The sequence below is a fragment of the Sphingomonas sp. QA11 genome (assembly GCF_028473665.1).
In the GTDB taxonomy this organism is placed as follows: Bacteria; Pseudomonadota; Alphaproteobacteria; order Sphingomonadales; family Sphingomonadaceae; genus Sphingomonas; species Sphingomonas phytovorans.
The window spans coordinates 4,737,413-4,763,824 of sequence record NZ_CP098774.1 but is presented as its reverse complement, the minus strand read 5'-3'; the positions used below and the strand labels follow the sequence as shown (position 1 = coordinate 4,763,824).

Annotated in this window: 22 protein-coding genes; 8 read left to right on the top strand and 14 right to left on the bottom strand. The window is 65.6% G+C overall.

Going from position 1 to position 26,412, the window contains the following annotated elements; translation table 11 throughout:
• Positions 1 to 77: 77 nt before the first annotated feature.
• The 6 genes from NDN01_RS22075 to NDN01_RS22050 form a co-directional block, all read right to left on the bottom strand.
• Complete coding sequence (locus tag NDN01_RS22075; protein WP_272624163.1) at positions 78 to 578, bottom strand: c-type cytochrome; 501 nt, start codon at positions 576 to 578, stop codon at positions 78 to 80.
• Complete coding sequence (locus NDN01_RS22070) at positions 575 to 2,677, bottom strand: outer membrane protein assembly factor BamB family protein (RefSeq protein WP_272624161.1); 2,103 nt, start codon at positions 2,675 to 2,677, stop codon at positions 575 to 577. Before NDN01_RS22070 ends, NDN01_RS22075 begins: the two co-directional genes overlap by 4 nt.
• 218 nt (positions 2,678 to 2,895) lie before the next feature.
• The gene (locus NDN01_RS22065) at positions 2,896 to 3,912 is read right to left on the bottom strand and encodes an SMP-30/gluconolactonase/LRE family protein (RefSeq protein ID WP_272624159.1); all 1,017 of its coding nucleotides are present in this window, start codon (positions 3,910 to 3,912) and stop codon (positions 2,896 to 2,898) included.
• A gap of 56 nt (positions 3,913 to 3,968) precedes the next feature.
• A complete protein-coding gene (locus NDN01_RS22060; RefSeq protein ID WP_272624157.1) occupies positions 3,969 to 4,310 on the bottom strand; it encodes a hypothetical protein in 342 nt (113 codons plus the stop codon).
• A 26-nt stretch (positions 4,311 to 4,336) separates the two neighbouring features.
• Positions 4,337 to 6,259 carry a pyrroloquinoline quinone-dependent dehydrogenase gene (locus NDN01_RS22055; RefSeq protein ID WP_272624155.1) on the bottom strand — a complete coding sequence of 641 codons (1,923 nt, stop codon included), beginning with the start codon at positions 6,257 to 6,259 and terminating at the stop codon, positions 4,337 to 4,339.
• A complete protein-coding gene (locus tag NDN01_RS22050) occupies positions 6,256 to 7,200 on the bottom strand; it encodes a cupin domain-containing protein (RefSeq protein WP_272624154.1) in 945 nt (314 codons plus the stop codon). The genes NDN01_RS22055 and NDN01_RS22050 overlap by 4 nt, the downstream gene beginning before the upstream one ends.
• Before the next feature lie 212 nt (positions 7,201 to 7,412).
• Between NDN01_RS22050 and NDN01_RS22045 the strand changes: the two genes are divergently transcribed.
• The 3 genes from NDN01_RS22045 (at position 7,413) to NDN01_RS22035 (ending at position 10,702) form a co-directional block, all read left to right on the top strand.
• Positions 7,413 to 8,666: an MFS transporter gene (locus tag NDN01_RS22045; protein ID WP_272624153.1), complete on the top strand. Its 1,254-nt coding sequence runs from the start codon at positions 7,413 to 7,415 to the stop codon at positions 8,664 to 8,666.
• Between the two features lie 69 nt (positions 8,667 to 8,735).
• The gene (locus tag NDN01_RS22040; RefSeq protein WP_272624152.1) at positions 8,736 to 9,926 is read left to right on the top strand and encodes a CaiB/BaiF CoA transferase family protein; all 1,191 of its coding nucleotides are present in this window, start codon (positions 8,736 to 8,738) and stop codon (positions 9,924 to 9,926) included.
• Positions 9,923 to 10,702: an enoyl-CoA hydratase gene (locus NDN01_RS22035; RefSeq protein WP_272624150.1), complete on the top strand. Its 780-nt coding sequence runs from the start codon at positions 9,923 to 9,925 to the stop codon at positions 10,700 to 10,702. Before NDN01_RS22040 ends, NDN01_RS22035 begins: the two co-directional genes overlap by 4 nt.
• A gap of 211 nt (positions 10,703 to 10,913) precedes the next feature.
• On the opposite strand, the gene NDN01_RS22030 is transcribed toward NDN01_RS22035, so the two are convergent.
• The 7 genes from NDN01_RS22030 to NDN01_RS22000 all read right to left on the bottom strand — a co-directional run bounded on the left by NDN01_RS22030 (position 10,914) and on the right by NDN01_RS22000 (position 21,128).
• Positions 10,914 to 12,404 (bottom strand): NAD-dependent succinate-semialdehyde dehydrogenase, encoded by a 1,491-nt coding sequence (locus NDN01_RS22030; RefSeq protein ID WP_272624148.1) that lies wholly within the window; start codon positions 12,402 to 12,404, stop codon positions 10,914 to 10,916.
• Entirely contained in the window at positions 12,401 to 13,639 is a 1,239-nt protein-coding gene (locus tag NDN01_RS22025; RefSeq protein WP_272624146.1) for an iron-containing alcohol dehydrogenase, read from the bottom strand. Before NDN01_RS22025 ends, NDN01_RS22030 begins: the two co-directional genes overlap by 4 nt.
• Positions 13,640 to 13,714: 75 nt before the next feature.
• On the bottom strand, positions 13,715 to 14,086 hold the full coding sequence (locus NDN01_RS22020) for a c-type cytochrome (RefSeq protein ID WP_272624144.1): 372 nt from the start codon (positions 14,084 to 14,086) through the stop codon (positions 13,715 to 13,717).
• 105 nt (positions 14,087 to 14,191) lie between these two features.
• Positions 14,192 to 15,493, bottom strand: a complete 1,302-nt coding sequence (locus tag NDN01_RS22015; RefSeq protein ID WP_272624142.1) for an MFS transporter — start codon at positions 15,491 to 15,493, stop codon at positions 14,192 to 14,194.
• Positions 15,490 to 16,866, bottom strand: coding sequence for an amidohydrolase family protein (locus tag NDN01_RS22010; protein ID WP_272624140.1), 1,377 nt, complete (start codon positions 16,864 to 16,866; stop codon positions 15,490 to 15,492). Before NDN01_RS22010 ends, NDN01_RS22015 begins: the two co-directional genes overlap by 4 nt.
• Positions 16,867 to 17,129: 263 nt before the next feature.
• Positions 17,130 to 20,204, bottom strand: coding sequence for a TonB-dependent receptor domain-containing protein (locus NDN01_RS22005; RefSeq protein ID WP_272624138.1), 3,075 nt, complete (start codon positions 20,202 to 20,204; stop codon positions 17,130 to 17,132).
• Between the two features lie 339 nt (positions 20,205 to 20,543).
• Positions 20,544 to 21,128, bottom strand: coding sequence for a TlpA family protein disulfide reductase (locus tag NDN01_RS22000; RefSeq protein ID WP_272624135.1), 585 nt, complete (start codon positions 21,126 to 21,128; stop codon positions 20,544 to 20,546).
• Between the two features lie 19 nt (positions 21,129 to 21,147).
• Here NDN01_RS22000 and argH point away from each other — a divergent pair, with 19 nt between their 5' ends.
• Genes argH through NDN01_RS21975 form a run of 5 tightly spaced genes read left to right on the top strand, consistent with a single transcriptional unit; the run spans position 21,148 to position 25,753 of the window.
• On the top strand, positions 21,148 to 22,518 hold the full coding sequence (gene argH, locus NDN01_RS21995; RefSeq protein WP_272628349.1) for an argininosuccinate lyase: 1,371 nt from the start codon (positions 21,148 to 21,150) through the stop codon (positions 22,516 to 22,518).
• Positions 22,515 to 22,766, top strand: a complete 252-nt coding sequence (locus NDN01_RS21990; RefSeq protein ID WP_272624133.1) for a hypothetical protein — start codon at positions 22,515 to 22,517, stop codon at positions 22,764 to 22,766. Before argH ends, NDN01_RS21990 begins: the two co-directional genes overlap by 4 nt.
• A 4-nt stretch (positions 22,767 to 22,770) precedes the next feature.
• Positions 22,771 to 24,033: a diaminopimelate decarboxylase gene (gene lysA / locus NDN01_RS21985; RefSeq protein ID WP_272624131.1), complete on the top strand. Its 1,263-nt coding sequence runs from the start codon at positions 22,771 to 22,773 to the stop codon at positions 24,031 to 24,033.
• Positions 24,018 to 24,800: a precorrin-2 dehydrogenase/sirohydrochlorin ferrochelatase family protein gene (locus tag NDN01_RS21980; protein WP_272624129.1), complete on the top strand. Its 783-nt coding sequence runs from the start codon at positions 24,018 to 24,020 to the stop codon at positions 24,798 to 24,800. Before lysA ends, NDN01_RS21980 begins: the two co-directional genes overlap by 16 nt.
• Complete coding sequence (locus NDN01_RS21975) at positions 24,797 to 25,753, top strand: zinc transporter ZntB (protein WP_272624127.1); 957 nt, start codon at positions 24,797 to 24,799, stop codon at positions 25,751 to 25,753. The genes NDN01_RS21980 and NDN01_RS21975 overlap by 4 nt, the downstream gene beginning before the upstream one ends.
• Positions 25,754 to 25,758: 5 nt before the next feature.
• Here the strand turns inward: NDN01_RS21975 and NDN01_RS21970 are convergent, their stop codons facing one another.
• Positions 25,759 to 26,352 carry a response regulator gene (locus NDN01_RS21970; protein WP_272624125.1) on the bottom strand — a complete coding sequence of 198 codons (594 nt, stop codon included), beginning with the start codon at positions 26,350 to 26,352 and terminating at the stop codon, positions 25,759 to 25,761.
• Positions 26,353 to 26,412 lie beyond the last annotated feature (60 nt).

Below are 26,412 nucleotides of genomic sequence, written 5' to 3'. Positions count from 1 at the left end.
CGCCGGGCGATAGGTTAACAATGAACCTATCCGCCGGCACAGGGGTCCGCCAAGCATGGCGCCCCCTGTGCACAGGACTATTGGCCAGGCTTGGTGCCCAGAATCCTGGTGTTGCCCATGAGCTGAGGATCGGTCGCGAGCGCCGTCGTGCCGGCCGGAAAGCCGTTGGTCTGCAGGATGAACGCCTCGATATCCGAGACCGTCCTGCCGCTCAGGCTGCCGGGATCTTGCGCCGGCATCGTATCGTGGATGCGCGCGAACAGGTCGGCCGTGCTGGTGTTGTTCCAGTTGTTGAGGAAGTTGCTGCCGGCGAGCGGCGGCGCTGAATCCCCACCCGTCAGGGTCGGGCCATGGCAGGCCGCGCAATTGTCGGCATAGGCGGCCTTGCCGCGAACCGCCTGCTCGGTCGTAAAGGCACCCGTCCATACCGAACCGGCCGGCGCCTGCGCATGGGTGGCGACCGACGCGATCGCCGTCGTCAGCAGGGCAGCCGCGGCAACAAGCGCCGCACGTCCGCCAGGAAGGCCGGTACGCGGGCCTGCCTCGCCATCGATCATCCAGCCGAACTTCATGGTCATGCCTCCCTGGGCAGTTTGAACGCGACGAGCTCGCCGCTGTAGTTGCCGCCGCCGATCGCGACGACAAGATACTGCTTGCCCCCAAGCATATAGGTCATCGGAGAACCGCTCTGCGGGGCAGGGATATAGACCGCCCCCTTCTCCTCGCCGGTCGCCTTGTCATAGGCGCGCAGCATCGCGCCGCGAATACCCTGTTCGTTGGTGAAGAAACCCGCCTCGCCGCAGATCACCAGTGACTTGGTGCAGAGCGGCCCGAGATTGCCCTCGCGCCCGGTACGCGGAATCTTCAGGCCCTTCAGCGCAGGATGGTTGCGGATATTGTCGGGCGTCTCGCCATGCGCGACCTGCCACGCGATGTCGCCTTTGGTCAGGTCGAGCGCGGTGATACGGCCATAGGGCGGCGCAATCAACGGCAGGCCTTGCACGGTGAGCGGGCCGGGACGCGGTAGGCCGGGCCTGGGCGGCGCAGCGGGCGGACGCTGCGGACGACCGCCTTCGGGAGCCGCCGCGCCCATCGAGAATTGCGGCTGGGGCGCAATGCCGGTGACGCCGTGGACATAGGCGAAGTCCGACACATTCTTGTCGGTGCTCGGCACGATGCCGATCAGGCCGATCGTCGTCTTCGAATAGACATAGACCTTGCAGGTCTCCGGATCGTAGCAGCCGCCGGGCCAGTTGGTGCCGCCCTGCAGGCCCGGCGCGACGAGCGTCCCGAACGGTCCGCCTTCCTTGCTGAGTGTCGGCGGGGTGAATAACGGACCGGTGACATAATTCTTGACCAGCTCGAGCGCCTCGGCATGCAGCTCGGGCGTGAAGTTGATCAGATTCTCCGGGCCGGTGCCCTGGCGATCATAGGCCGGTGGCCTGGTCGGGAAGGGCTGGGTCGGCGAATACCATTCGCCGGGCACGTCGCCCGCCTGCACCTTGCGCTCGACGATCGGCCAGATCGGCTTGCCGGTCTCCCGGTTGAGCACGTAGAGCCAGGCCTGCTTGCTCGGCTGCGCCAGCGCCTTGACCATCTTGCCGGCGACTGGGATGTCGCACAGGATCGGTGCGCAGGGTAGGTCGCGGTCCCACAGGCCGTGATGCACGAACTGATAGTGCCAGCGCCGCTCCCCGGTGTTCACGTCGACCGCGACCAGCGATTCGCCGAACAGCGCATTGCCGCGGCGATACATGCCCATCTCGTCACCGGTGGGCAGCTCGACCGGGAGATAGACCAGGCCGAGTTCTTCATCGGCCGACATCTGCGCCCAGACGCCGGTATTGCCGGCCTGGTCGGCATCGCCGTTCAGCCAGCTGTCGTAACCATATTGACCCTTTTTCGGGATCGTGTGGAAGATCCATTTGCGCTTGCCGGTGCGGACATCGAACGCGCGGATATAGCCCTTCACGTTGAAACGCGTCGTCGGCACGTCACCCGAGGTGTGAGCGGCGCCGACCACGACCATGTCCTTCACCACCAACGGCGTCGCATGCAGACCGACATCGGCGGTGACCGGATCGATCTCCTGGTCGAAATCCTTCTTCAGATCGACGATCCCGTTCACGCCGAACGAGGTGTCGGGATAGCCGGTCGCCGCGTCGAGACAGACGAGCTGATAGCCGACCGTGACGAACAGGACCCGCTCCTTCGTGCCGTCGGTCCAGTAGGAGCAGCCATGGCCGGAGAGCTGGCGCGGCGCATTCTGCGCGCGCTTGCCCTCGTCGATCCGATACATCCACAGCATCTCGCCAGTGGCAGCGTCGAGCGCGATGCAGTCCCGGCGCGCGCCGGCGGTCAGGAACAGGCGTCCCTTCACGAGCAGCGGTGTCGCCTCGAACTGATATTCCTTGCGAGTACCGAGCGCGTCAGTCTTGAACCGCCAGGCGACTTCCAGATTGTTGAAGTTGGCCGCGTTGATCTGGTCGAGCGGGGCGTAGCGCGTATTGGCCTGGTCGGCGGCATAATGGCGCCACTCGGTATCGACCCTGGGATCGTGTGGCGGAATGACCGGCGGCGTCCACCCGCCCTTGCCCTGAGCGAACGCGCCCGTCTTCGCCAGCAGCAGCGTCGCCCCGGTGCTCAGCAGAAGCGTACGTCTGGACAGATTCGACATTCAACCACTCCCTATGCCGGGCACTCTTGCGCTGCCCTGAATGCCGGCTACCACAGCAGAATCATCTATCCTATAGGATATATCGAGATGCCTGTAATTTGTCAGCAAGCCCCCCGGTCTGGCTCCGTGCCTGACGGCCATTGATGAAAAGGGCGGGACGGCGCCGAAGCGACGCCCCGCCAAGTGTCCCGTGCTCGGGACCAACGGAAGGGGTCGAGTCAGCGTCTGTAAAGCGGCGGCGTGCCCGCAATCTTGGTCCGCAAGCGGTAGATGCTGGTCGAGCCGGTGATATAGAGATCCTTGCCGTCGGCCCCGCCCCAGGCGAGGTTCGCCGCGACTTCCGGCAGCGTGATCTGGCCGAGCAGCTTGCCCTGCGGCGTGATGACGCGAATGCCACCAGGACCGGTGCTCCAGACATTTCCGGCAATGTCGGTCTTGAGGCCGTCCGGGCCGCCCCGGCCCATGCCGCGATCATATGTGAACAGCACACGCGGGTTCGACAACGCTCCATCCTTGCCCACGTCATAGGCACGGGTGAACATCTCCGGCCCGTAACTGTTGACGTAGAAGGTCTTGCCGTCGTTCGAGAAGGCGAGGCCGTTGGGCAATGTCAGGTCTGTCACCATCGGCGTCAGCTTGCCCCTGGCGTAGCGATAGACCGCGGCAAAGGGCTGATCGAGCGGCGGTGACGGCTCCATGTTCATCGGGCCGAAGGGCGGATCGGTGAACCAGAGCGCACCGTCCTTCGCGAAGACCAGGTCGTTCGGGCTGTTGATCTTCCTGCCCTGATAGGTGCTGAGGAAGGGCCTGATCGCAAGCTTTGCATCGAGCCGGGAAAGGTTGCGGCCACCCTGCTGGGCATAGACGATCGTGCCGTCCTTGTCGGTGGCCATCGCGTTCGGCCCGAGCGTCTTGCCAGGCTTGGGATTGGGATAGCCACCGGCGTGATCGACCAGCAGTTCCACCTTGCCGTCCGGCGTGACCGCCCTGATCTCCTCGCCACCGACATCGGAGAACCACAGCCGCCCCTCGCGCCACATCGGGCCCTCGACGAACTTGAAACCGGTCGCGACCTTCTCGACCTGCGCTCCGGGCGCGATCAGGGTATCGAGCGCGGGGTCCACGCGAACCACCTCGGACACGGCCGGTGCGGCCGGCGACGTCTGCGCGGTCGCGGCGCTGACGGCAGCGATCCCAGCACTCATGACAAGCGCGTATTTCAGTACGGACTTCATCGCTTTATCCCTCTCCAGGATTGTTCTCGTTCGTCCCGGAATCCGGCCGCAGCTTTTCATTTCGCGGCAGGCCTGGCCGGTTCCGGGCCGAAGTTGGCCGCCAGATAGTCGATCACCATGTTCATATCGTCGGGCGTCAGATCAGCCCCGCGATCGACCATCAGCTGCACCGTCGCGGCCCAGTCGTCGGCGCTGCGGTGCTGGTTGAACACGCTCGCGGTCGAATGGCAGGTGCCGCAGCGTTCGTTGATCACGACGAGCGCCGGGCCGGGGGGCGGTGTCGGGGCGGCGCTTCCCGCCAAAGGAGCCGGCGGCGCGCTCTGCGCCTCGAGCCCGCAGGTCGCCACCACGGCAAATGCAAGACCCATCACGCCCAGCGCTATTTTTCGTGCAGTCATCTCGACCCGATGCTCCAGTTACATGCTCACTTCTTCGGCCCGGCATCCGGCAGGGCGAACGCCAGCACCGCGTCGCTCGACACGGGCGCGCCATTGAACCCGCCCGTATCGACCGCCGCGACATATTGGCGGCCGCTCTTGCCGGCATAGGTGATCGCCGAGCCATAGATCGCCGCCGGCAGCGTCGCGGTCCACAGGACCTTGCCAGAGCGGGTATCGAAGGCGCGCATCTTGTTTTCGTCAGTGCCGCCGAAAAAGGCGAGGCCGGTCGCGGTGACGATCGGCGCGCCCGAGCTCAGCCGTCCGGTGTCACGCATCCCCTCGGGCAGGCTGTCGGTCGTGCCGAGCGGCACGCGCCAGGCGATCTTGCCGCTGTTGACGTTGACCGCGACCATCTCGCCCCAGGGCGGCGGGCCGCACGGTGTCCGCGTCTCGCGATCCCAGAAATAGACATAGCCGCGGGCAAGTCCCCAGGACCCGTCGGCCTGTTTGGCAAGCTGTTGCGGACTGGCAAGCGAGTTGACGTTGGTGATGTAGAGACCCTGTTTCGGATCGAAGGCGCCGCCGCCATAGTCGATGCCGCCAAGGCTGCCCGGGAAGAAGGCGACCGCCGAATCCGCCCGGAGCGGCTGGAACATCCTGCTGGGCACGATCTTGTAATCGTCCACCACCTTCTGGCAGCGCTGTTTGATGTCGGGCGTCATCGCCGCCATGTCCGCCATCTCGAAGGACAGGCGGGTGAGCGGCGGCGGCGCCGACGGCATCGGCTGGGTCGGCGACGGGGCCTCGCCCGGGACATCGGTGTCGGTCGGGACCGGCACCTCCTTCACGTCGTAGATCGGCTGGCCGGTGACACGGTCGAGGATGAACATGATCGCCATCTTGCTCATCACCACGATCGCGGGGATGGTGCGGCCATCCTTCTTCACGTCGAGCAAGGTAGCAGCGGGCAGATCGACGTCCCAGATGTCGTGATGGACGACCTGGAAATGCCAGAGATATTTGCCGGTGGTCGCGTCGACCGCGACGATCGAGTTGCCGTAGAGATTGTCGCCCTTGCGATCGCCGCCCCAGCGATCGAAGCTGGGCGCCGCAATCGGCAGATAGGCGATGCCGCGCTTTTCATCGACGACGATCTGCGTCCAGACATTGTTGCCCGACCGGTTCTTCCAACTGGCGCCTTCCCATGTCTCGTGGCCAGGCTCGCCCGGCCCCGGCACGGTGTTGAAGGTCCAGACGAGCTTGCCGGTGCGCGCATCCCAGGCGCGGACATCCCCCCTGGCGCCGAGCGACGGCGTTTCCTGCACGCGCGATCCGGTGATGATCAGGTCGCCATAGAATGCTGGCGGCCCGGTCATGCCGTACTGGCCGTTCGGGTTGCCGTTCATGATCTCCGGCGTCTTCATGTTGACGACGCCATTCTCGCCAAAGCCCGGCACCGGCACGCCGGTAGCGGCATCGAGCGCGATCAGCCGGCCCGAACGGGTGCCGAACACGATCTCCGGCTTCGCCTGCTTCGAACCGGGCCAATATTGCACGCCGCGGGTAGAGGCCTGGTCGCGCTCCGGCATCTGGTACGACCAGATCTCCTTGCCGGTGTCAGCATCAAGCGCGACGACCTTGCCGTAAGGGGAAGGGAAATACATCACGCCCTTCATCACGATCGGCGTGGCCTGCGACGAGGAGAAGCGCGGCCGCGGCGGGGGTGCCATGTTGGCCGGCGCTTCGGGGTTCACCGGGAAGGTCGGTACGACGAAATTGGACGGCTTCATGTTGTAGGTCCAGGCGACCTGAAGCCGGTCGACATTCTGCGGCGTGATCTGGGTCAGCGGCGAATAGCGCGTCGCTCCCTGATCGTTGCCGTAGCTCGGCCAATCCTTTCCGGCGGGGGCGGCATGCGCCGAAGCGGCGATCGTCGCGACGCCCGCGAGCAGCAGAGCGATCCTCAACGGGCAGCCCTCGGACGAGCGGCCTGCGCGGCCATATACGACGCCTTGGACGCCAGATCCTTCGCTACACCGATCACCATCATATCCAGGGGAGTTGCTCCTGTTGACCGAATCGACCGGGATTGTCCCAGATCGACGGGGACGACGTCCCCAATGTGAATGGGCGCCGTCTCCGAACCGATGGCGACCTCACCATCGCCAGAGATGACCAGATAGACCTCGCTCATCTCCGCCATGGTCCGCGTGCCGACCGACGCACCCGGCGGAATGCGCAGGTGATCGACATAGGACCAGGGCGTCGAGAAGACGCTCGGCTCGAACGCCCGGCGATATTGCACCGTGCCGTCGCCGCCATCCATGCCGGCGACCGGCCGAAGCTGCGCCGGATCGAAGCGGGCTGAGATGAATTGGGGAATCGGGTCGAGCGCCACATCGGTGCGCGGGTCGTCCAGGTTGAACGCGTCGTAGGTCTTGGTCAGCCCAACATTGATATTGACCCACTGCACAGGCTTGTCAGTGGGGTTGTAGATGCCGTGCGCGTGACCCATCCGATCGGGCACCGCGGCCGGGCCCTTGATGAGCGAGGTATGGCCGTTGATCGTGAACTGCGCCTCCCCGTCCAGGATGACGAACATCTCTTCGCAATTGTTGTGGAAATGTTCGCCGATGCCGCTTCTGGGCGCGATCACGCCGCGGTGCACGAAGATCAGGTTGGTACTAAGCGCATCGGTGCCGAAGATCGGGGCGAATTCCATGGATCCGGCGCCGGCATGAACGCCCTCGCTGCGGCGGTATCTGGTCGGGTCGGTATGGCCGATGCGTTGCGTCAGCGTCTTCGCCGGCCGGGCGGCGGGCTGAACCGGACCAGCGGACTGTCCATGCGCGGCGGCCGAAACGAATATCGGCCCGATGACCGCGCACGCCAACAGATGCTTCCTCAACCCGGATCTCCCCTCGACGTCACGGCCGTTCGCTACCGGTCCGGCACAGACGTTGTTCTTTGTTTCGACGGATGCTAGCAGGGTGCAATATCATATACAATATGATCCTGTGGCTATTGGGCGCAGGGCGGGGTGTAGCGAGGGGATAGACCGTGATGACGATAGCGAGGCGCTCGCGAGTGCGGATCTTATTGATTTTCCTGCTTTTTCTGTTGAGCGCGGTCGCGTTCCTCGACCGGACCAACATCTCGGTCGCGGGCGTGCAGATGCGTCAGGAATATGGCATCGACCAGATTCACCTCGGCTGGGTCTTCAGCGCGTTCCTGATCGGTTATGCCGCGTTCCAGGTTCCCGCGGGCTGGCTCGCGGTCAGGATCGGGCCGCGCAAGGTCCTCACCTATGGCGTGATCTGGTGGGGCATCCTCTCGGCGGCGACCGCGCTCGTTTCCCCGGCCCTCGGCAGCACCGTGCTTCAGCTCATCGTCGTCCGTTTCCTGCTCGGCGCCGGTGAAGCGGTGATCTATCCGGCCGGCAACCAGTTCCTCTCGCGCTGGATTCCGATCCAGGAGCGGGGCAAGGCCAATGGCTGGATCTTCGCGGGCGTGGGCGCGGGCGCCGGCCTGACGCCACCGCTGATCACCGCGATCATCGCTTTTGGCGGATGGCGCCTGTCCTTCTATGCCTGTGCGCTGATCGGGATCATCGTCGGTGCCGTCTGGTACCTGCTCGCGCGCGACCGGCCGGAAGAGCATCCCGGCGTGTCCGAAGCCGAGCTCGCCCATATCCGGGCCGGCCTGCCCGTGCCCTCGACCGGCGCCGCGCCGGCCACGCCATGGGCCACGATCCTCACCGACCGGAACGTCTGGGGCCTGTTCGTCAGCTATTTCTGCTTCGGCTATGTCGCCTGGCTCTTCTTCAGCTGGTTCTTCATCTATCTCGCGGAGGCGCGCCATGTCGACCTGAAGGCGAGCGCGCTTTATTCAATGATGCCGTTCATCGCGATGACCATCTGCTGCCTGGGCGGCGGCGTCGCCAATGACCGGATCGCGAAGAAATACGGCCTGTTCTGGGGCCGCAGCGGCCTGGCAGTGGTCGCGTTCATCCTGACCGCAGGGTTCCTCGCGGCGGGATCCCAGGTGACCGGCACCGGGCTGGCCGTGGTGATCCTGGCCGGCGGCGCGGGCGCGCTGTACCTCTCGCAAAGCTCGTTCTGGTCGGTCACCGCCGATATCGCCGGGCCGCACACCGGCGTCGTATCGGGCTTCATGAACATGGGGTGCCAGATCGGCGGCGCGATCACCGCGTCGCTGACACCCTGGATCGCCCAGGAATATGGCTGGATCGCAGCCTTCGGCACCGCAGCCGCCCTGGCGATCATCGGGGCCGTTGCCTGGTGTTTCGTGAAGCCGGACCGGCTGATCGTCGCCGAGCGGCCGGCCTCGCCCCATCTCGCGGTCGCCGCCTGATATCGCCGACGGGCAATCACTTGACTGAAAATGCCGTCGGCGGGCGGCGCGTATGAAGGAAGACATTGAATGACGACGCTGCCGCTTTCCGGCATCCGGGTTCTCGATATCACCCAGGTCATGGCAGGCCCGTTCTGCTGCATGCTCCTGGGCGACATGGGCGCCGACGTTATCAAGATCGAGCCGCCGAAGACGGGCGATTCGACGCGGCATTCGATGGGCTTCCGCCTGAAGGGCGAGGACAGCCCCGGCTTCCTCGCGCTCAACCGCAACAAGCGCAGCATCACGCTCGACCTGAAGAACGAGGCCGATCGCGAGGTGCTCTATGCCCTGGTCAAGACCGCCGACGTGGTGGTCGAGAACGCCCGGCCCGGCGTCGCGGCCCGGCTCGGCATGGGCTATGAAACGCTCAGCGCGATCAATCCGCGGCTGATCTATGCCAGCATCTCCGGCTTCGGCCAGACCGGTCCCTGGGCGCAGCGCCCCGGATTCGACCTGATCGCGCAGGCGATGTCGGGCGTGCTCAGCTCGAACGGCTTCCCCGGCATGGAGCCCGCCAAGAATTCGATCGCCGTCGCGGATCTCGGCGCCGGGCTGTTCTCCGTCTATGCGATCCTGAGCGCGGTGATCGGTCGCGCGACATCGGGCGTCGGCCAGTATATCGACGCCTCGCTGCTCGAGGCGGCGATGGGCCTGTCGATCTGGGAGACGACCGAATTGTGGGGCACCGGCAAGTCGCCGACCCCGATCGGCTCGGCCAATCGAATGTCCGGCCCCTATCAGGCAGTACTGGCCAAGGACGGCTGGTTCGTCATCGGCGCGGCCAACCAGGGCCTGTGGCTGACCTTCCTCAAGATCCTCGGTCGCGAGGAACTGCAGGACGTGCCCGATTATTCGACCAATGCCGCGCGCGTGGCGAACCGGATCGAGCTGATCGCCGAGCTCGCCCCGACCTTCCTGACGCGCACCAGCCAGGAATGGATCGACGCGCTGCTCGGCGCCGGCGTGCCCGCCGCCCCCATTCTCGACTACGAACAGGCGATGGCGAGCGAGCAGGCGATCGCCCGCAACATGGTGATGGAGGTGGCCCACCCGGTCGAGGGGACGTTCAAGTCGCTCGGCTTCCCGGTCAAGATGATGGGCACCCCGCAGGAAGTGCGCCTGCCCCCGCCGCTGATCAACGAACATGCCGACGAGATCCGCCGCGAGCTGCGCGAGCGCGGCCTGTTGCCCGAGGCTCCGACGGAGGCTGCCAAATGAGCGGCCAGACCATCCTGGAGCGCGACGGCGCGATCGCGCGCGTCCGGTTCGACAATGTCCCGGCACACAATGCGCTGACTCACCGGATGTGGGTCGATCTGCACGACATCTGCGTGACGCTGGCCAATGATCCGACAGTGCGCGTCGTCACCTTCCGCGGCACCGGCGGCAGGGCCTTCATCTCGGGCACCGACATCTCGGGTTTCGCCGATTTCTCGGGCGGGCAGGACGGGCTCGACTACGAGAACGAGATCGACCTGTTCATGGGATCGATCGACAGGATACCGGCCACCACCATTGCGATCGTCGAAGGCTGGGCGGTCGGCGGCGGGATCAACATCTCCTCCGCCTGCGATTTCCGGGTGGCGACACCCAATGCGAAGTTCGGATCGCCGATCGGCCGCACCATCGGCAATTGCCTGTCCGCCAGCAGCGTGGCGCGCGTCGGCGGCGCGGTGGGCGCGCAGGTCGCCAAGCGCATGGTGCTGCTTGGCGAGATGATTACCGCGCAGGAACTGCTCGACAACGGCTTCCTCTACAAGATCGCCGAACCCGAGGACCTTGATGCCGTGGTCGAGACGCTGGTGCGACGCGCGGCGGAGAATGCGCCGCTCACCACGCGCACGACCAAGGAAACGATCCGTCGGCTGACCTTCGACGGGCTGCCCGACATCCAGCAGCTCATCTCCGACGTATATGGCAGCAACGACTTCCGTCGCGGCGTGCACGATTTCCTCGCGAAGACGAAGAAGACCCCGATCTGGACGGGGGATTGACCGCTACGGTTGCATAGACCGCGCCCCTATACCCGATCACTATCGTCACCCCGGACTTGTTCCGGGGTCCATCGGCCAGCAAACACAACGGCCGCGGCGCCCGCGGAGCAATGGATGCCGGAACAAGTCCGGCATGGCGGCTGGTTCGAACACCCGCCCCACCAAGAGCGGCCGCCCCTTTTCAGGAGCGGCCGTCCTACGATCGCCAGCCTTACCAGCTGACGGCGATATATTTCGCCTCGGTATATTCGTGCAGGCCGTGGTGCGAGCCTTCACGGCCGAGGCCGCTCTGCTTGACCCCGCCGAACGGCGCCGCCGCATCCGACACCAGGCCGCGGTTGAGCGCGACCATGCCCGCCTCGATCCGTTCCGAGATGGCGAGGCCCTTCTTCAGATCGCCCGTGAAGACATAGGCGGCCAGGCCGAACTCGGTCGCATTGGCGAGGCGGATGGCGTCCTCGACATCGTCGAACGCCGTGATCGGGGCGACGGGGCCGAACACCTCGGTCGTCAGGATCTGCGAGTCCGGATGGATGTCGGCGATGACCGTCGGCGGATAAAAGAAACCGTCGCCCTGCGGGGTCTTGCCGCCGAGCAGGACACGCGCGCCCTTCGCCTCGGCGTCCTCGACCAGCATCTCGATCTTGTCGATCGCCTCCTGGTTGATCATCGCGCCGCATTCAGTGGCCGCGTCGTAACCGGGCCCCACCTTCAGCGCGCCCATCCGCTCGACCAGCTTCTGCGTGAACGCCTCGTAGATGCCGCGCTGGACATAGAAACGGTTCGCTGCCGTGCAGGCCTCGCCCGCATTGCGCATCTTGGCGACCATCGCGCCCTCGATCGCAGCATCAAGATCGGCATCGTCGAGCACCAGGAACGGCGCGTTGCCGCCTAGTTCCATCGACGCGCTGAGCACCTGGTCGGCGCATTCGCGCAACAGGATCCGGCCGACCTCGGTCGAGCCGGTGAAGCTGAGCTTCCGCACCCGCGGATCGTGCAGCATCGCACGGCACACGCCCGGCGCATCGCTGGTATTGATCACATTGACGACGCCGGCCGGCACGCCGGCGTCAAGCATGATCTGCGCCACCGCGAGTGCAGTCAGCGGGGTTTCCGCCGCAGGCTTCAGGATGACGGTGCAGCCAGCCGCGAGCGCCGGGGCGATCTTGCGCGTCGCCATCGCCGCCGGGAAGTTCCACGGCGTGATCAGCAGCGAGATGCCGATCGGCTGATACTGGACCAGTATGCGGTTGTTCCCGGCCGGCGAGAGGGACAGCTCGCCGTTGATGCGCACCGCTTCCTCCGCATACCAGCGGAAGAATTCGGCGGCATAGCCGACCTCGCCGCGCGCGTCGGGCAGCGACTTGCCATTTTCCAGGCTGATCAGCTGGGCGAGCCATTCGGCGTTCGCCATCATCCTTTCCCAGCACGCCATCAGAATCGTCGCGCGGGCACGGGGCGCGGTAGCGGCCCAGGCAGCGGCGGCGGCCTCGGCGGCGTCGACACAGGCAATGCCGTCCTCGACCGTGCCGTCGGCGATTGCGGTCAGCACGTCGCCGGTCGAGGGATTGACCACCTCGATACGGCCACGGGCATGACCCTCGACCCAGGCATTGCCGATCAGCAGATCGGTCGGGACATCGAAAGGTGCTTCATGATCCCCGGCGGCGGGGGCGGCGTAACTGTTCAGGGATTCCATCATTCTGCCTTCTGGAAATTCAGATTCACGCGATCGAGCAGCAACGAACGGTCGCCCGCATAGGCGGCGGCGGTGATGCTGCGCATCGCGTCGAGATCGAGGGGGCGAGGGTTGTTCTTGATCAGGCGCTGCGCCTTCAGGCCGTTCTCCGCGACATAGTCCTGCATGTCTTCGGCCAGGCCGAGCTGCCTGAGCGAGGTGGGAATACCGACCGACGCGAACAAGTCGGCAATGCCGTCGATGAAGAGCTGCGACAGCACGTCCTCATTGTCGTCCGGTGACCCGAGGCCGACGACGCGGGCAAGCGCCGCAAAGGCCGGGACCGCCGCCGGGCGGTTGAACTGCATGACATAGGGCAGCAGCGCCGCGACCCCGTCGCCATGCGCCGTGTGAGTCAAATTGCCGACCGGATATTGCAGCGCGTGCGCCGCCGCCGTGCCCGCCACGCCGAACGCGCAGCCGGCGGCCAGCGAGCCGAGCATGAGTTGCTCGCGCGCGACCATGTTGCTGCCGTCGTCATATCCCGCCTTGAGGCTGTCCCACACGCTCTTCACCGCCAGCCTGGCGAAATGATCCGACAAGCCGTTCTTGCCGACGAAGACATGATCCTGGGTCAGCATCGCATCGATCGGGCGGGCGAGCGCGGTGAACGCCTCGACCGCATGGGTCATCGCATCCGAGCCCGAGCAGGCGGTGAGGCCCTTTGGGCAGGTTATAGTTAGTTCCGGATCGCAGATCGCCGCCATCGGGATCAGATAGGGACTGGCGATGCCGACCTTGGCACCGAGCGCGTTGTCGGAGACCACGGCGACGGGCGTAACCTCTGAACCAGTGCCCGAGGTGGTCGGTACCGCGACTAGCGGCAGGACGGGCCCGGGAACCTTGAACTCGCCATAATAGTCACTGATGCCGCCGCCGTGCGCGAGGAGCACGGCGACGACCTTCGACAGGTCCATGCAGCTGCCGCCGCCGATGCCGAGCACGACATCGGCGGTGAAGCCGCGAACCTGCTCGACGCATTCAAGGATCGATTCGACGGGCAGGTCGGGCTGGGTCTGGTCATAGACATGAGTCTCGACCCCGGCCTCTTCGAGATCGGCGAGCATCGTCCGGAACGCCGGGTCCGCGGCCAGGCGCGCGTCGGTGCAGATAAGCGCGCGCCTGCCGAGCGAGGCGGTCACCTTGCCGATGGCGCGGCGCTGGCCGACACCGAACAGGACCGAGCGGGGAAGGCGCATGGCGCCGAAGATAGTCATGATATGCCTGCCGAAGGAGAGAGTGAGAGGATATTCATCTGATTGATTCCCAAGGGATTATTTCTTCGCGCTGTGTTGCTTGAGATAGGCGATCACATCAGCCTGATCCTCGGGCTTGGGCAGACCGATGAAGATCATCCGGGTGCCCGGGACCGTCTGGCGCGGGGCTGCGAGGAAGCGGGCGAGAGTCTGGTCGTTCCAGACCAGCCCTGACGCCTTCAACGCAGGCGAATAGGTGAAGGCGGCAACCGTGCCGGCCTTGCGCCCGGCCACGCCGCGCAGATTGGGGCCGAGGCCATTCTTCCCGGACGGGTCAACGCTGTGGCACGAGACGCACTTCTTGAAGATCACGGCGCCATTCGCGGCGTTCCCCGGCGGTGCGGCCGAGATCGTGGCGGCTGCTCCCGCCATCATGACGAACGTTGTCAATGCTGCAATATATCTCATCTCGATACTCCTGCGAGCAGGACTACAGCCCCTGCCCCGAGCCTGTTGCCGAAGGTGTCAATACGCCCGTGACCGTCCATGCCGCCGTCACTCATGCGCGGGTTCCGGAATGAGCGGGCGCGACGCGTCGATCGTGAACATCAGCAGGGCCGCCGCCACGCACAGGCCGGCCAGCACGCCGAAGGCCGAGCCCCAGCCGCTCGCCGAGACAATATAGCCGGTCAGCGTCGCGGCGACGAACGCGCCCAGATTGCCGATGGTGTTCATCACCGCCGAGACCGAGCCGGCGAACGCACCGCCGATATCGAGCGTCACCGCCCAGGACACGCCGACCGTCAGCTCGAGCCCGAACAGCGCGAGGCAGAAGCAGGCGATGCTGACCACATGATTGTCCGACGCGGTGGCGAGCGGGATCATCGTGGCCGCGATCGCGAAACCCGCTACCGACACCCAGCGCCGCGCGAGCCGCAGGCCACGGCCGCGCTTGACCAGATGATCGGAGAACCAGCCGCCAGCGAGATCGCCCACGACGCCCGCCATCAGCGGCAGGCTGGCGAACAGGCCCATCAACGCGATGTCGTATCCCCGCGCATCGTGGAGATATTTCGGGAACCACGTCAGGAAAATGTTGATGCAGTAGGCGTAGCAGAAATACATCGCCGACAGCAGCCAGAGCTGGGGCCGCGCGAGCAGCTTCGCCCAGGGAACGCTTGCCCTGGCGCGGCCCTCACCGAGCGCTTCCTCGATCATCGCGCGCTCCGCCTCGTTCACCGAAGCGTGCTCGCGCGGGCTGTCGCGGTAGAACCAGAACCAGAACACCGCCCAGGCGATGCCGACCACCGCAAAGGCGATGAACGGCATGCGCCAGCCGAAATCGACGATCAGCAATGCGACGAACACCGGTGTCACCGCCCCGCCCAGCCGCGCGCCGGCATGGGTCAGGCCCTGCGCCCAGCCGCGCTCAGCCGGGAGCATCCAGCGCGAGAGCGACCGGGTGGCGATAGGAAAGGCCCCCGCCTCGCCCATGCCGAACAGGAACCGGGTGACGATCATCGATCCGGCCGACCAGGTCAGCGCCGTCGCGGCGGTGAAGGTCGACCACCAGAGCACCACGCCGGTGAGCGCCCGGCGCGGCCCGAATTTGTCGCCAAGCCAGCCGCCCGGAATCTGGAACAGGGCATAGGAAATGGAGAAGGCCCCGAAGATCCAGCCCATCGTCACGTCATGGAAGCCGAATTCCTTCTGGATCGACGGTGCCGCGGTCGAGATGACGACGCGGTCCATATAGGTGATGAGATAGGCCAGCACCGTCAGCCACAGCACCTTATGCCGGACGAAGGTGGGATGAGCTGGCCGTGCGCCGCGGACGCGGGCCGAACCGTCGTTCACTTCGGGCCGCCCGTGCAGGCGTCGGCCGCGCGGCCGGTGCAGGTCTGCCAGATCGTCGGCACCTGCTTGCCGGCGAGGTAGACGCTGTCGATTGCGCGGGTATTGCGGATGTCGGCGGTCGGATCCTTGTCGAGCACCAGCAGGTCGGCCGCCTTGCCTGGCGCGATCGTGCCGATGCCGCTCGCGCCCATGAAGCTGGCGTTGCGGCTGGTCGCGGCGGTCAGCGCCTGGAGCGGCGTGATGCCCGACTTGACCATCAGCTCGAGCTCCCAATGGGCGAAATAGCCCGGGAAGCGCGCCGTCGGGCCGCTGTCGGTGCCCATTCCATAGGGAATGCCGGCCTTCGCCTCGCGCCCGAAATTCTCCATCGCGATCTTGAGGACGCCCGGATATTGAGTGAAATGTGGCCCGGCGGCCAGGCGCTGGCGCCGCGCCGGGCTCTTGAGCTCCTCGATCACCGCCGGGGTCACGCCCCGCGAGAAGAAGGGATCGTCGACAAAGGGCAGCAGATCGTAGGTGAAGCTCGCCTCGCGGCTCAGCGTCGCGGCGATCTGCCACACGCCCTTCGCCTTCATCGCGGTAAGCAGCGGCGCATCGACAGCACGGTCACGAACCGAGTGGGCGAAACCGTTCACGCCCTCACGGGTCAGTTCCCTGGCATTGTCGTAGTAGAAGATATGCGCAACGGCCTTCTTGCCGTCCTTGTGCGCCTCCGCGATCACCGCCGTGCTGATCGCGGGCGGCATGCGTTCGGCGATATCGCCGAACTCGTCATCGACCCACAGCTTGATGAAGTCGCTGCCCTTGGCCGCCTCGCGATCGACCATCGCCCTGGCCTCGGCCGGCGTCGCGACCTGGGCGTCAAGCCCGGGGACACCGCCATAGGAACCCTTGAACACGACGCCGCGACCGGCCGTCCACACCCGCGCCCGGCCAGCCGGGTCAGCGCGGATATCACTGACGATAGCGTGGATCTCATCCTTGTCGGTGCCAAGCACCTGGACCGAGGTGACGCCGTAAGCCGCGTAGAGCCTGAGCTGCCGCTCGACATTCTCGCGGGTATAATATTTCAGGTCCTGGGTGATGCCGTCGACCAGCCCCAGATGGACATGGCTGTCGATGATCCCCGGCATGACGAACTTGCCGGTCAGGTCGGTAACCGCCACGCCTGCAGGTGCCTTCAGCTTGGCGGCCGAGCCGACCCAGCTGATCTTGCCATCGGTGATGATCATCGCCGAGTCCCTGACCGGCGCCCGGCCGGTGCCGTCGATCAGCGTGAAGTGCGAGAGCGCCACGGTCTTCGCCAAGGCCGGCATCGCGGTCAGCGCCCCCGCCATCATCGCCGCCACGCTCATCAAGCTACATGCACGCATAGGACCCGCTCCATTTCGTCCGGGGACGTTCTTCATCCGTCTTGTCGTTTCGATCGGCATCATCCGGCCGATCTCCATCCGCGACCGACACGCGCTGAAGGTGAAAGAATATCCGCAGCGCGAGGTCGTATGGCCGCGAGCCCGGCGCCGGGGAGAAACCCCTCTCGCATCCGTTCCCGCTTGCTGATCGTCATGGCCGTCTTGTTCCGCCCGGTAGAGAAAGGGTCCGCTCGCTCCCCGAAAAGGAGCGAGCGGATGGAGGATCAGAATTTCGTCCGCAGACCCACCGCGATCTGCCGCCCAAGCGGGTTCGAGACGAAGCCGTTGTAGCCCCAGGCACCGCCGATGATGCCGGCGGTGTTGCCGTTGTAGAAAGGCGGATCCTTGTCGAAGAGGTTCTTCACGTCGACATAAGCCTGCCAGCCATTGAACATGCCCTCGCTCTTGACCGTATACTGGAGGTGAAGGTCGAAGGTGTTGTCCGCCTTGACCTTGTCGCCGCCGCCCGTCGGATTGCCGATCGAGTTGGTCGTGATCGGAATCACCGAGGTGCTGATCCAGTTCCGGTACGAACCGGTGTGATTCCAGAACAGGTCGGCCGAGATGCCGCCCAGTTCCCAGCCGAGCTGCGCACGATGCTTGTACTGAACCGACGGGAAGGTCGTGTTGTAGCCCGAGGTGTTCAGGATGCTGAACGACGTGCCGCCGCCGAAGTTCTGGGTGAACTTCGTGAAGTACGTCCCCCCTATGCCGGCGGTGAAGTTGCCCAGATCGCCGATCGAGGTACGGTAGCTTGCCTGGAAGTCGATACCCTCGACCGTGAGGTTCAGGGCGTTGCGCGAGCTCTGGTCCAGGAAGAAGTAGATCTTGTCCGGAATCGCACCTGAGATGGTCGAACCGTTCGCGATGTTGGCGAAGGTATCGATCTGGGCCTGGCTGCAGCTTCCGTCCGAATTCGCGCCGGGTGTCCCCGGGCAGATCGTGAGCAGGTTGCGCAGACCGGCCGAGTTCACGATCGCCGTCGGGCTCGGCGAGCTGACGCCGCCGATGAACTGATTGTGGAACCAGGTCACCGCCGCGGTGAAGCCCGGCATGAAGCGTGGCGCCAGATCGAGGCCGAACGAGTAGCTCGTGCCCTTCTGCGGCACCATGTTCGAGAAGCCGCCGCCGAGCTGGCGACGCATGCCGGGATTCGCCGCCAGACCGATCGTGCAGGTTGTCGCCGTCGCCGTGCAGGCAGTGCTGGTGTTGGTGACCACAGCACCGGGCACGTTCACCACGCTCGGATAGTTGGCGACGGGAACGACGAGCTGGCCCTGGTTGCCGACGCTGCCCGAGGCATAGAGATAGCCCTGGCTGGGATCGCCGATGACCGCGAGCGGCGGCGCCACGAAAGCCGTCGCATAGTTGCCGCGGAGCTTGACGCCTTCGAAGACCTCCCAGTTCGCGGCGAACTTCGGGTTGGTGGTGCTGCCGACGTCGCTATAGTGATCGTAGCGTCCGGAGATATCCAGATCGACCCGGCGGAAGAACGGGATCCCCATGTCAGGCGAGATCACCGGAATGACGATTTCGCCATAGGCCGAGTTGACCGTGCGCTTGTACATATATTGCCGGAAGGTCGCGCCGGTCACCGAGGGGCCGGTGCCGTTCGAGCCGTTGATCTTCTGGGTTTCGTCGGCCCAGTAATGCTCGCCGCCGAACGCCACCTTCACTTCGCCGGCAGGCAGGTTGAAGATGCCGCCCTGGAAGTCCAGTTTCATCTGGTTGAAGGTGTTGAAATTGGTGTTCTGGCTGTCGGCACCATAAAGCGAGCGAAGAACCGCCGCCGAGGTGCGGTTGGCCGAGCCGGTCCGCCACACATCGAGCGCGTTGGCCGTGGTGAGCGGCAGGTTCAGCGCGATCACGTTCTGGCCGGCGACATCGGTCGTCGTCGTGCTGCCGCTGAGCTGGGCCGTGCCGTTCAGTGCCAGCAGAGCACAGGAACTGCAGAAGCCGTCGATCGTGTTCAGTGCCGAGCGATTCCTGCCGAACGCGTCGCTGAACTTCACGGTCCAGCTGTCGCTCAGATCATATTCAGCGACGAAGGTGGCGTAGATCGAATCCGCTTCGGATTCGCCATAGCCATATTTGCCGTCGTCACGCAGCGCGAGCCAGCTCAACGATTCCTGGTTCGCGGTCGGTGAACCGGCCGGGGCGACGAAGAACGGGTTTACCTGAGGAAATGCCGTCACGGTGCCGTTGGGCGCAGTGTATGAAGCGATACCGCGGCCGGGGCCGAAGGCAGTCGCATTGGTAAGAGTGCCCGGGCCGTTCGGCGATGTCGTCTTCTGGATATTGTAGTTCAGCATCGCGGTGATGCGGAATTTGTCGCCGAACTCGTTATACACCTTCATCATGGTGTTGGCGCGCCACTGGCCAGACACCAGAACACCATATACCGAGGTATTGCATGGCGCGTTGACCGCGGTGTTGGCCACGGTCGTCGTCGCGCCGGGCGAGAGATAGACGCCCGATACGGCACCGCCATCGGAACGGTTGGTCACCTGGATCGTCGCCGGGTTGCACGTATAGGCGTTGGTATTGGTACCGCCGACCGGACGGAAATCGCCCAGGCTCGCAAAGGAGCGATCGCGGTTATAGAGCGTGCTGCCCTTGCTGTACGACCCGGCGATGTAGACGCCGCCGGTGTCCCACTTGGTGCCCCAGATGCCGTTGATATCGTAGTTGTGATAGGCGTCGGCGAAGCCGTAGCGGGCATTCACCTCGAGCCCGTCATAGGTACGGCGTGTGATGAAGTTGACCACGCCCGCGACCGCGTCAGAACCGTACACCGAGGAAGCGCCGTCGGCGAGAACCTCGACTCGCTCGACCGCGCTGACGGGAATGATGTTGGGATCGGTCTGGGCGAACTGCGTGCCGCCGCCCGGAAGGCGCAGGCCGTCCATGATCACCAGCGTCGTGTTGGACGACGAGCCGGCAAGGCTGTGGATCTGCGGCGAATAATAGGAATAGGCATTCTCGCCCTGGGCCAATGAGCCCGATGTCGTGATCGCCGGCACGGTGTTGACCAGCTGCGATACGTTGATCGGCGCCACCTTCTCGATCGTCGCCTGGCCGACGGAGACGAGGTTCGACCCGATCGGCGCCACGCCCTTGATGCTGGTGCCGGTGACGACGATGTCCTTGCTCATGTCCGCCGCAGAACCGTCAGTCAGGGTTTCCTGGGGCAGGGTCGCGTCATCGGCTGGTGCAGGCCTGGCTTCTCCGGCCGCTGGCGCGTTCTGCGCGGAGGCGATGCCCGGAACGAGCGCCATCGCCGCCGTCAATGCAATCACCGAACCGCTTATTTTGATTTTTGACGAGAATCGCATCCCGCTCCCCCTTTCAGACTGGTTATCCTCTCAACTCTCGATCTGATCTTATTTATGATTTGATATGATATAGGATCGAAAATCGAGGCATTCCTACGGCCGCTTCGGACGGGCGTCAAGCGAGTCCGAAACGAGTCGGGTCAGCCGAGGGAAGGCCGATGCAAAAAAGGCACGGATTCGATCCTATCCGGCGGACGGGCCGGACAAGGCCGCAATGGCTGCTAGCGCAGAGTCCAGGGTCAGCCGAAACTATCGAACGCTTCTACTACGCCCGATCGACGGGAGGTGCGAACGCCCGGCTGGTCAGCGCGCCTCGGCGAGCAATCGCCGGGCGTCCGGGGTCGTCCAGTCCATGCCCCCGGTCATTCGCCAGACCTCATGACCGGTCGAATCATAGAGAATGCTGGTCGGCAGTTCAGCGTTCAACGCGACGCTGAGACCGATGGCGGGGTCGAGATAAGGCTGAAGATGTTTCAGGCCGGTCTTCGCGAAGAAAGGCGCGACCTTTTCCGCGCCACCCAGATCCTGGCTGACCGCCACGACCTTCATATCCTTTGCCAGCGCATCGAGCGTCGGCATCTCAGCGACGCAGGGCGCGCACCAGGTCGCCCAGAGATTGAGCAGCAACGGCTTGCCGGCAAAGGCCGCGATCGTCACCGGCTTGCCCGCCGGGTCCTTGAACGCCAGTTTCGGCGCTGCCTCGCCCTTGTGGCTGCGATCGAGCGTGCCGATTGCACTGGCCGCACCCTTGCCACCCTGGTTCGGGCCGGTCGCTGCCGGTACGGCCGGCGAGGCCTTTGCTTGCTCCGGCGCGGAGACTTGCCTATCGCAGCCGCCGATCAGCAGCCCGGTGGCTAGGAGAGAGACGATCGTCGAGCGGAAGGACATGTCGGACCGATCCAATGCCATGTGGGGCGGCCGCTTCGCCGAAGGGCCGGCGGCGGTGATGCGCGAGATAAATGCCTCGATCCCGTTCGACAAGCGGCTGTGGCGCCAGGATGTGGCCGGATCGAAAGCCCATGCGGCAATGCTCGGCGCCCAGGGCATCGTCTCGGCCGGGGACATCGCGGCGATCATCGCCGGGCTCGACCGGGTCGCGGCCGATTACGAGGCGAACGGCGTCGCCGAGGATCTCGCCCTCGAAGACATCCATATGCAGACCGAGGCACGCCTCGCCGAGGCGATCGGCCCGGCCGCCGGCCGGCTGCACACCGCGCGATCGCGCAACGACCAGGTAGCGACCGATTTCCGGCTCTGGGTGCGCGATGCGATCGACTCGGTCGATGCCGGCCTTGCGCATTTCCAGCGGGCCCTGCTCGCCCGTGCTGAAGACCATGCCGCGAGCGTGATGCCCGGCTTCACCCATCTGCAGAGCGCTCAGCCGGTGACGCTGGGCCATCACCTGATGGCCTATCACGAGATGATCGCGCGCGACCGCGGCCGGTTCGCCGATGCGCGCGCGCGCATGAACCGCTCGCCGCTCGGCTCGGCGGCGCTCGCCGGCACGGGATTCCCGATCGATCGGGAGATGACCGCGGCAGCGCTCGGCTTCGACGGGCCGATGCGCAACTCGCTGGACGGCGTGTCCGACCGCGATTTCGCGATCGAATATCTGACGGCGGCGGCACAATGCGCGCTTCACCTGTCGCGGCTGGCGGAGGAATTCATCCTCTGGGCGTCGCAGCCCTTCGGCTTCGTGTCGTTGTCCGATCAATGGTCCACCGGGTCGTCGATCATGCCGCAGAAGCGCAATCCCGACGCCGCCGAACTGGTGCGCGGCCATTCGGGACGGATCATCGGGTGCCTGACCGCGCTGATGATCACCATGAAGGGCCTGCCGCTGGCCTATTCGAAGGACATGCAGGACGACAAGCCGCCGGTGTTCGAGGCGCACGACCTGCTCGGCCTGTCGATCGCGGCGATGACCGGCATGGTGGAAAGCGCGACCTTCCGCACCGACCGGATGCGCGGCCTGGCCGAAGCCGGTTTCTCGACCGCGACCGACCTGGCCGACTGGCTGGTGCGCGAGGCGGGCATTCCGTTCCGCGAGGCGCATCATATCACCGGCCGCGCGGTGAAGCTGGCCGAGGAGCTGGGGATCGCCCTCGACGCGATTCAACTCGGCGACCTGCAGGCAATCGATGCGCGGATCGACCAACGCGTCTATGATGTGCTGAGCGTCGATGCGTCGGTCGCCAGCCGGACGAGCTTCGGCGGCACGGCACCGGAACGGGTGCGCGCGGCGATCGCGGCGGCGAGGAAGGAAAGCGGATCATGAAACGCGCGATCGTGATGGTCATGGCATTGGCCGTATCGGGGGCTCTCGCCGGTTGCGGGGCACGGAACGACATCAGGCCGAAAAAAGGCGAATCCCTGCCGGTGGCGCCCTATGGCGCCAAGGCACCGCCGCCTGCCCAGGACCTGCTCAAACCGAGCACCCAGGCACGCCCCTCCCGCAGTGACGAGCTTCTCAAGACTTCCGAGAACCGCCGCAGCGACGATTTCGACCTCCCGCCGCCGAATTGAGAATATGGACCATTTCAGTATCATCGACGGCGCTCTTCACGCCGAGGGCGTTCCCCTGGAACACATCGCCAGCACGGTGGGCACACCGGTCTATGTCTATTCGCGCGCGACGCTGACCCGGCATGCGCGGGTGTTCCGCGAGGGACTGGCAGGCGTCGAACGCGCCCATTTCGCCTATGCGATCAAGGCCAACCCCAATCTCGCGGTGCTCAAGGTGCTGGCAGACGAGGGCTATGGCGCCGATGTCGTTTCGGGCGGCGAACTGGCCCGCGCGCTCGCCTCGGGCATGAAGGCCGAGGACGTGGTCTTTTCCGGGGTCGGCAAGACCCGGGTCGAGCTGTTGCGGGCGCTCGATGCCGGTCTTGGCCAGTTCAACCTCGAACTGGAGGAGGAAGGCGAAGCCCTGTCCGGCCTCGCCGCGGCGATGGGTATCCGCGCCAATGCAACGCTCCGGGTGAACCCCGATGTCGATGCCGGCACCCATGCCAAAATCTCGACCGGCAAGAGCGAGAACAAGTTCGGCGTGCCGATCGACCAGGCCCCCGCGATTTTCGGCCGGCTTGCCGCCCTGCCCGGCCTCGCCATGCGCGGCATCGCCATTCATATCGGCAGCCAGCTGTTCGATCTCGCCCCACTCGAGGCGGCCTATACCCGTGTCGGCGAGCTCGTCGCCCAGTTGCGTGCCGCCGGCCATCCGATCGAGCGGGTCGATCTCGGCGGAGGCCTGGGCGTGCCGTACAAGGTCGGCGACAACCCGCCGAGCCCAGCCGAATATGGCGCGATGGTCGCGCGGGTGACCAAGGGCTGGAACGTCATGCTGATGTTCGAGCCCGGCCGGGTCATCGCGGGCAATGCCGGCGTGCTGCTGACCAAAGTGATCTGGGTCAAGCCCGGCGTGACCAATCCCTATGTGATCGTCGACGCGGCCATGAACGACCTCGCCCGGCCGGCGCTGTACGACGCCTGGCATGATTTCGCCGCTGTCCGCCCGACCGGCGAGCGCATGATCGCCAACATCGCCGGCCCGGTCTGCGAAAGCGGCGACACCTTTGCGATGGCGCGCGATATCGATGCGGTGAAATCCGGCGATCTCGCGATATTCCGTACCGCCGGCGCGTACGGCGCGACCATGGCGAGCACGTACAACAGCCGCGCGCTGGTGCCCGAGGTGATGGTCGACGGCGACAGGTTCGCGGTGGTCGCCGACCGGATCGAGCCGGAGACGATCATCGCCGCCGAGCGGCTGCCGGAGTGGCTGACCGCGTGAGCCTGCACAGCCTGCCGCTTTTCGTGCGGTTGGCGGACCGGCCGGTGATCCTGCTGGGCGACGGCGACGCGGCCGACGCGAAACGGCGCCTGCTAGAGCGCGCGGGCGCGGTGATCAGCGACGAGGATGCCGATGCCGCGCTGGCGATCGTGGCGATCGCTGACGAGGCGCTTGCCGGCGAGGCAGTCGCCCGGCTCAGGGCCCGCGGCATCCTGGTCAACGCGGTCGACCGGCCGGACTGGTGCGATTTCACCTTGCCCGCGATCGTCGACCGCGCCCCCGTGCTGATCGCGATCGGAACAGGCGGCGCTTCCGCGGGGCTCGCCGCGGCGCTGCGCCAGCGGCTGGAAACGATCCTGCCAGCGAGTCTCGGCGGACTGGCCAACGCGCTGTATCACGCCCGGGCTGCGCTGCGGCAAAAGCTGCCTGCGATCGACGATCGCAGACGCGCGCTCGGGCAGGCGCTCGCCCCCGGCGGCGCGCTGGATCCACTGGCGGCCACCGCCGACATGGCGGCGGCATGGCTGGACGACTTGGACTCGCCTGAACGCGACCGGCTCGTCACGATCCGCCTTCGTTCGCCAGATCCCGAGGACCTGACCATCAGGGAAGCGCGCCTGATCGGCCTGGCCGACCATGTCTATCATCACGCCGACGTACCGCCCGCGATCCTGGACCGCGCACGGGCTGATGCGCCAAGGACCCTTTGCAGCATGTCGCCGGTTGAGCCCGGTCCGGGACTTGCGATCTATATGGAGCTGGCATGAGCGGATTTGCCTATCGCGTATCAGGCGGCAAGGCCGAACGGGTCGAGATCAAGCAGGCGCTGGCAAGCGACGCCGACCTGATCTGGGTCCATCTGACCACCAACAACGAACATGCCCAAGCCTGGCTGGTCGAGGAGGCCAAGGCACCCGATTATATCGTCGATGCGCTGACCGCGACCGAGACTCGCCCGCGCTGCGACGCGCTGGGCGACGGTGCCTTCCTCAACCTGCGCGGCCGGTCGAGCGAGGAGACACCGACCTCCGAGCCGCTCGCCTCAGTCCGCATCTGGGCGACGGCGGGGCGGGTGATCTCCGTGACGCGGCGTTCGCTTGTCGCGGTGGACGATGTGGTCGAGACGATCGAGGGAAGCAAGATCCGCGATCCCGGCGACCTGATCGCTGAATTTGCCTCGGCAATCACCCGCAACCTTGATCCGGAGGTCGCCGACCTCGGCGATACGCTCGACGATTGCGAGGCCGATCTCGATGCCGACAAGGTGTTCGAGCTGCGTCGCCACGTCACCAAGGTGCGCGTCGCGGCGATCGGCTATCGTCGCTTCCTCGCCCCGCAGCGCGCCGCGATCGAGAAGCTGGCCGCGTTGCCGTGCGACTGGCTGCAGGACGACGACCGGCTGCATCTCAGCGCCGCCGCCGACCGCGCCGCGCGCATGGCCGAAGAGCTGGAAAGCATTCGCGAACGCGCGGCACTGATGCACGAGGCGCTGACCGATCTTCGCGCCGAGCAGATCGACAGCCGCGCCCTGATCATTTCGATTGCCGCGATGATCTTCCTGCCGCTGACCTTCATCACCGGACTCTATGGCATGAACGTCAAGGGGCTGCCCTATGCCGAGGCGCCATGGGCGTTCGACGCGATCACGGCCGTCTGCACCGTGATCTCAGCGGGAATCATCATCTATTTCGTGCGCCGCCACTGGTTCGGGCACGGCTGACACTATCAGGCGCGGGCGCTGAGGCGCTCCACCTCGTCGTTCAGTGCCTGGATCGACGCGATCAGCCGCTGCCGATCAGCGCGGGTTGCCGCCAGCGCGCTCTTCGCTTCACCGAGTTCCATCGCGCGCGCGGCGATGCGCGCGTCGAGCGTCGCATTGGAACGCTTCAACTCGGCAATGCGCCGGGCGCGGGCAAGCACGCGTTCGATCCGCGCGGCGAGCACTTCGAAGGCAAAAGGCTTGGCGACATGATCGTCAGCACCGGCCGCCAGCGCCTCGACCGCAGCCGACGGATCGCTGCGCCCCGTGAGCATGATGACCGGCAGATCGGCGGTGTCCCGGCTGCCGCGGATTTCAGCAAGCACGTGCAGGCCCGACATGCGGGGCATGACCATGTCGAGCAGGACCAGATCGAAGCCCCGCGCGGCGATCAGGTCGAGCGCCTCCGCACCATTGTCGCTGAGCACGGTCAGGTAACCGAGATGCCCGAGGCGGCGCCCCAATACGCCCAGGTTGGTCCGGCTGTCGTCGACCGCGAGGATCGTTCGCACCGGGCCGCGCCGCTGCGCCACCGATTCCAGCTTGCCGAAAACATCCATCTGGCGAGGTCCCGTCCTTGATAAGGGCGACCCTAGGACGGGCCGGTCACGATTCGGTTA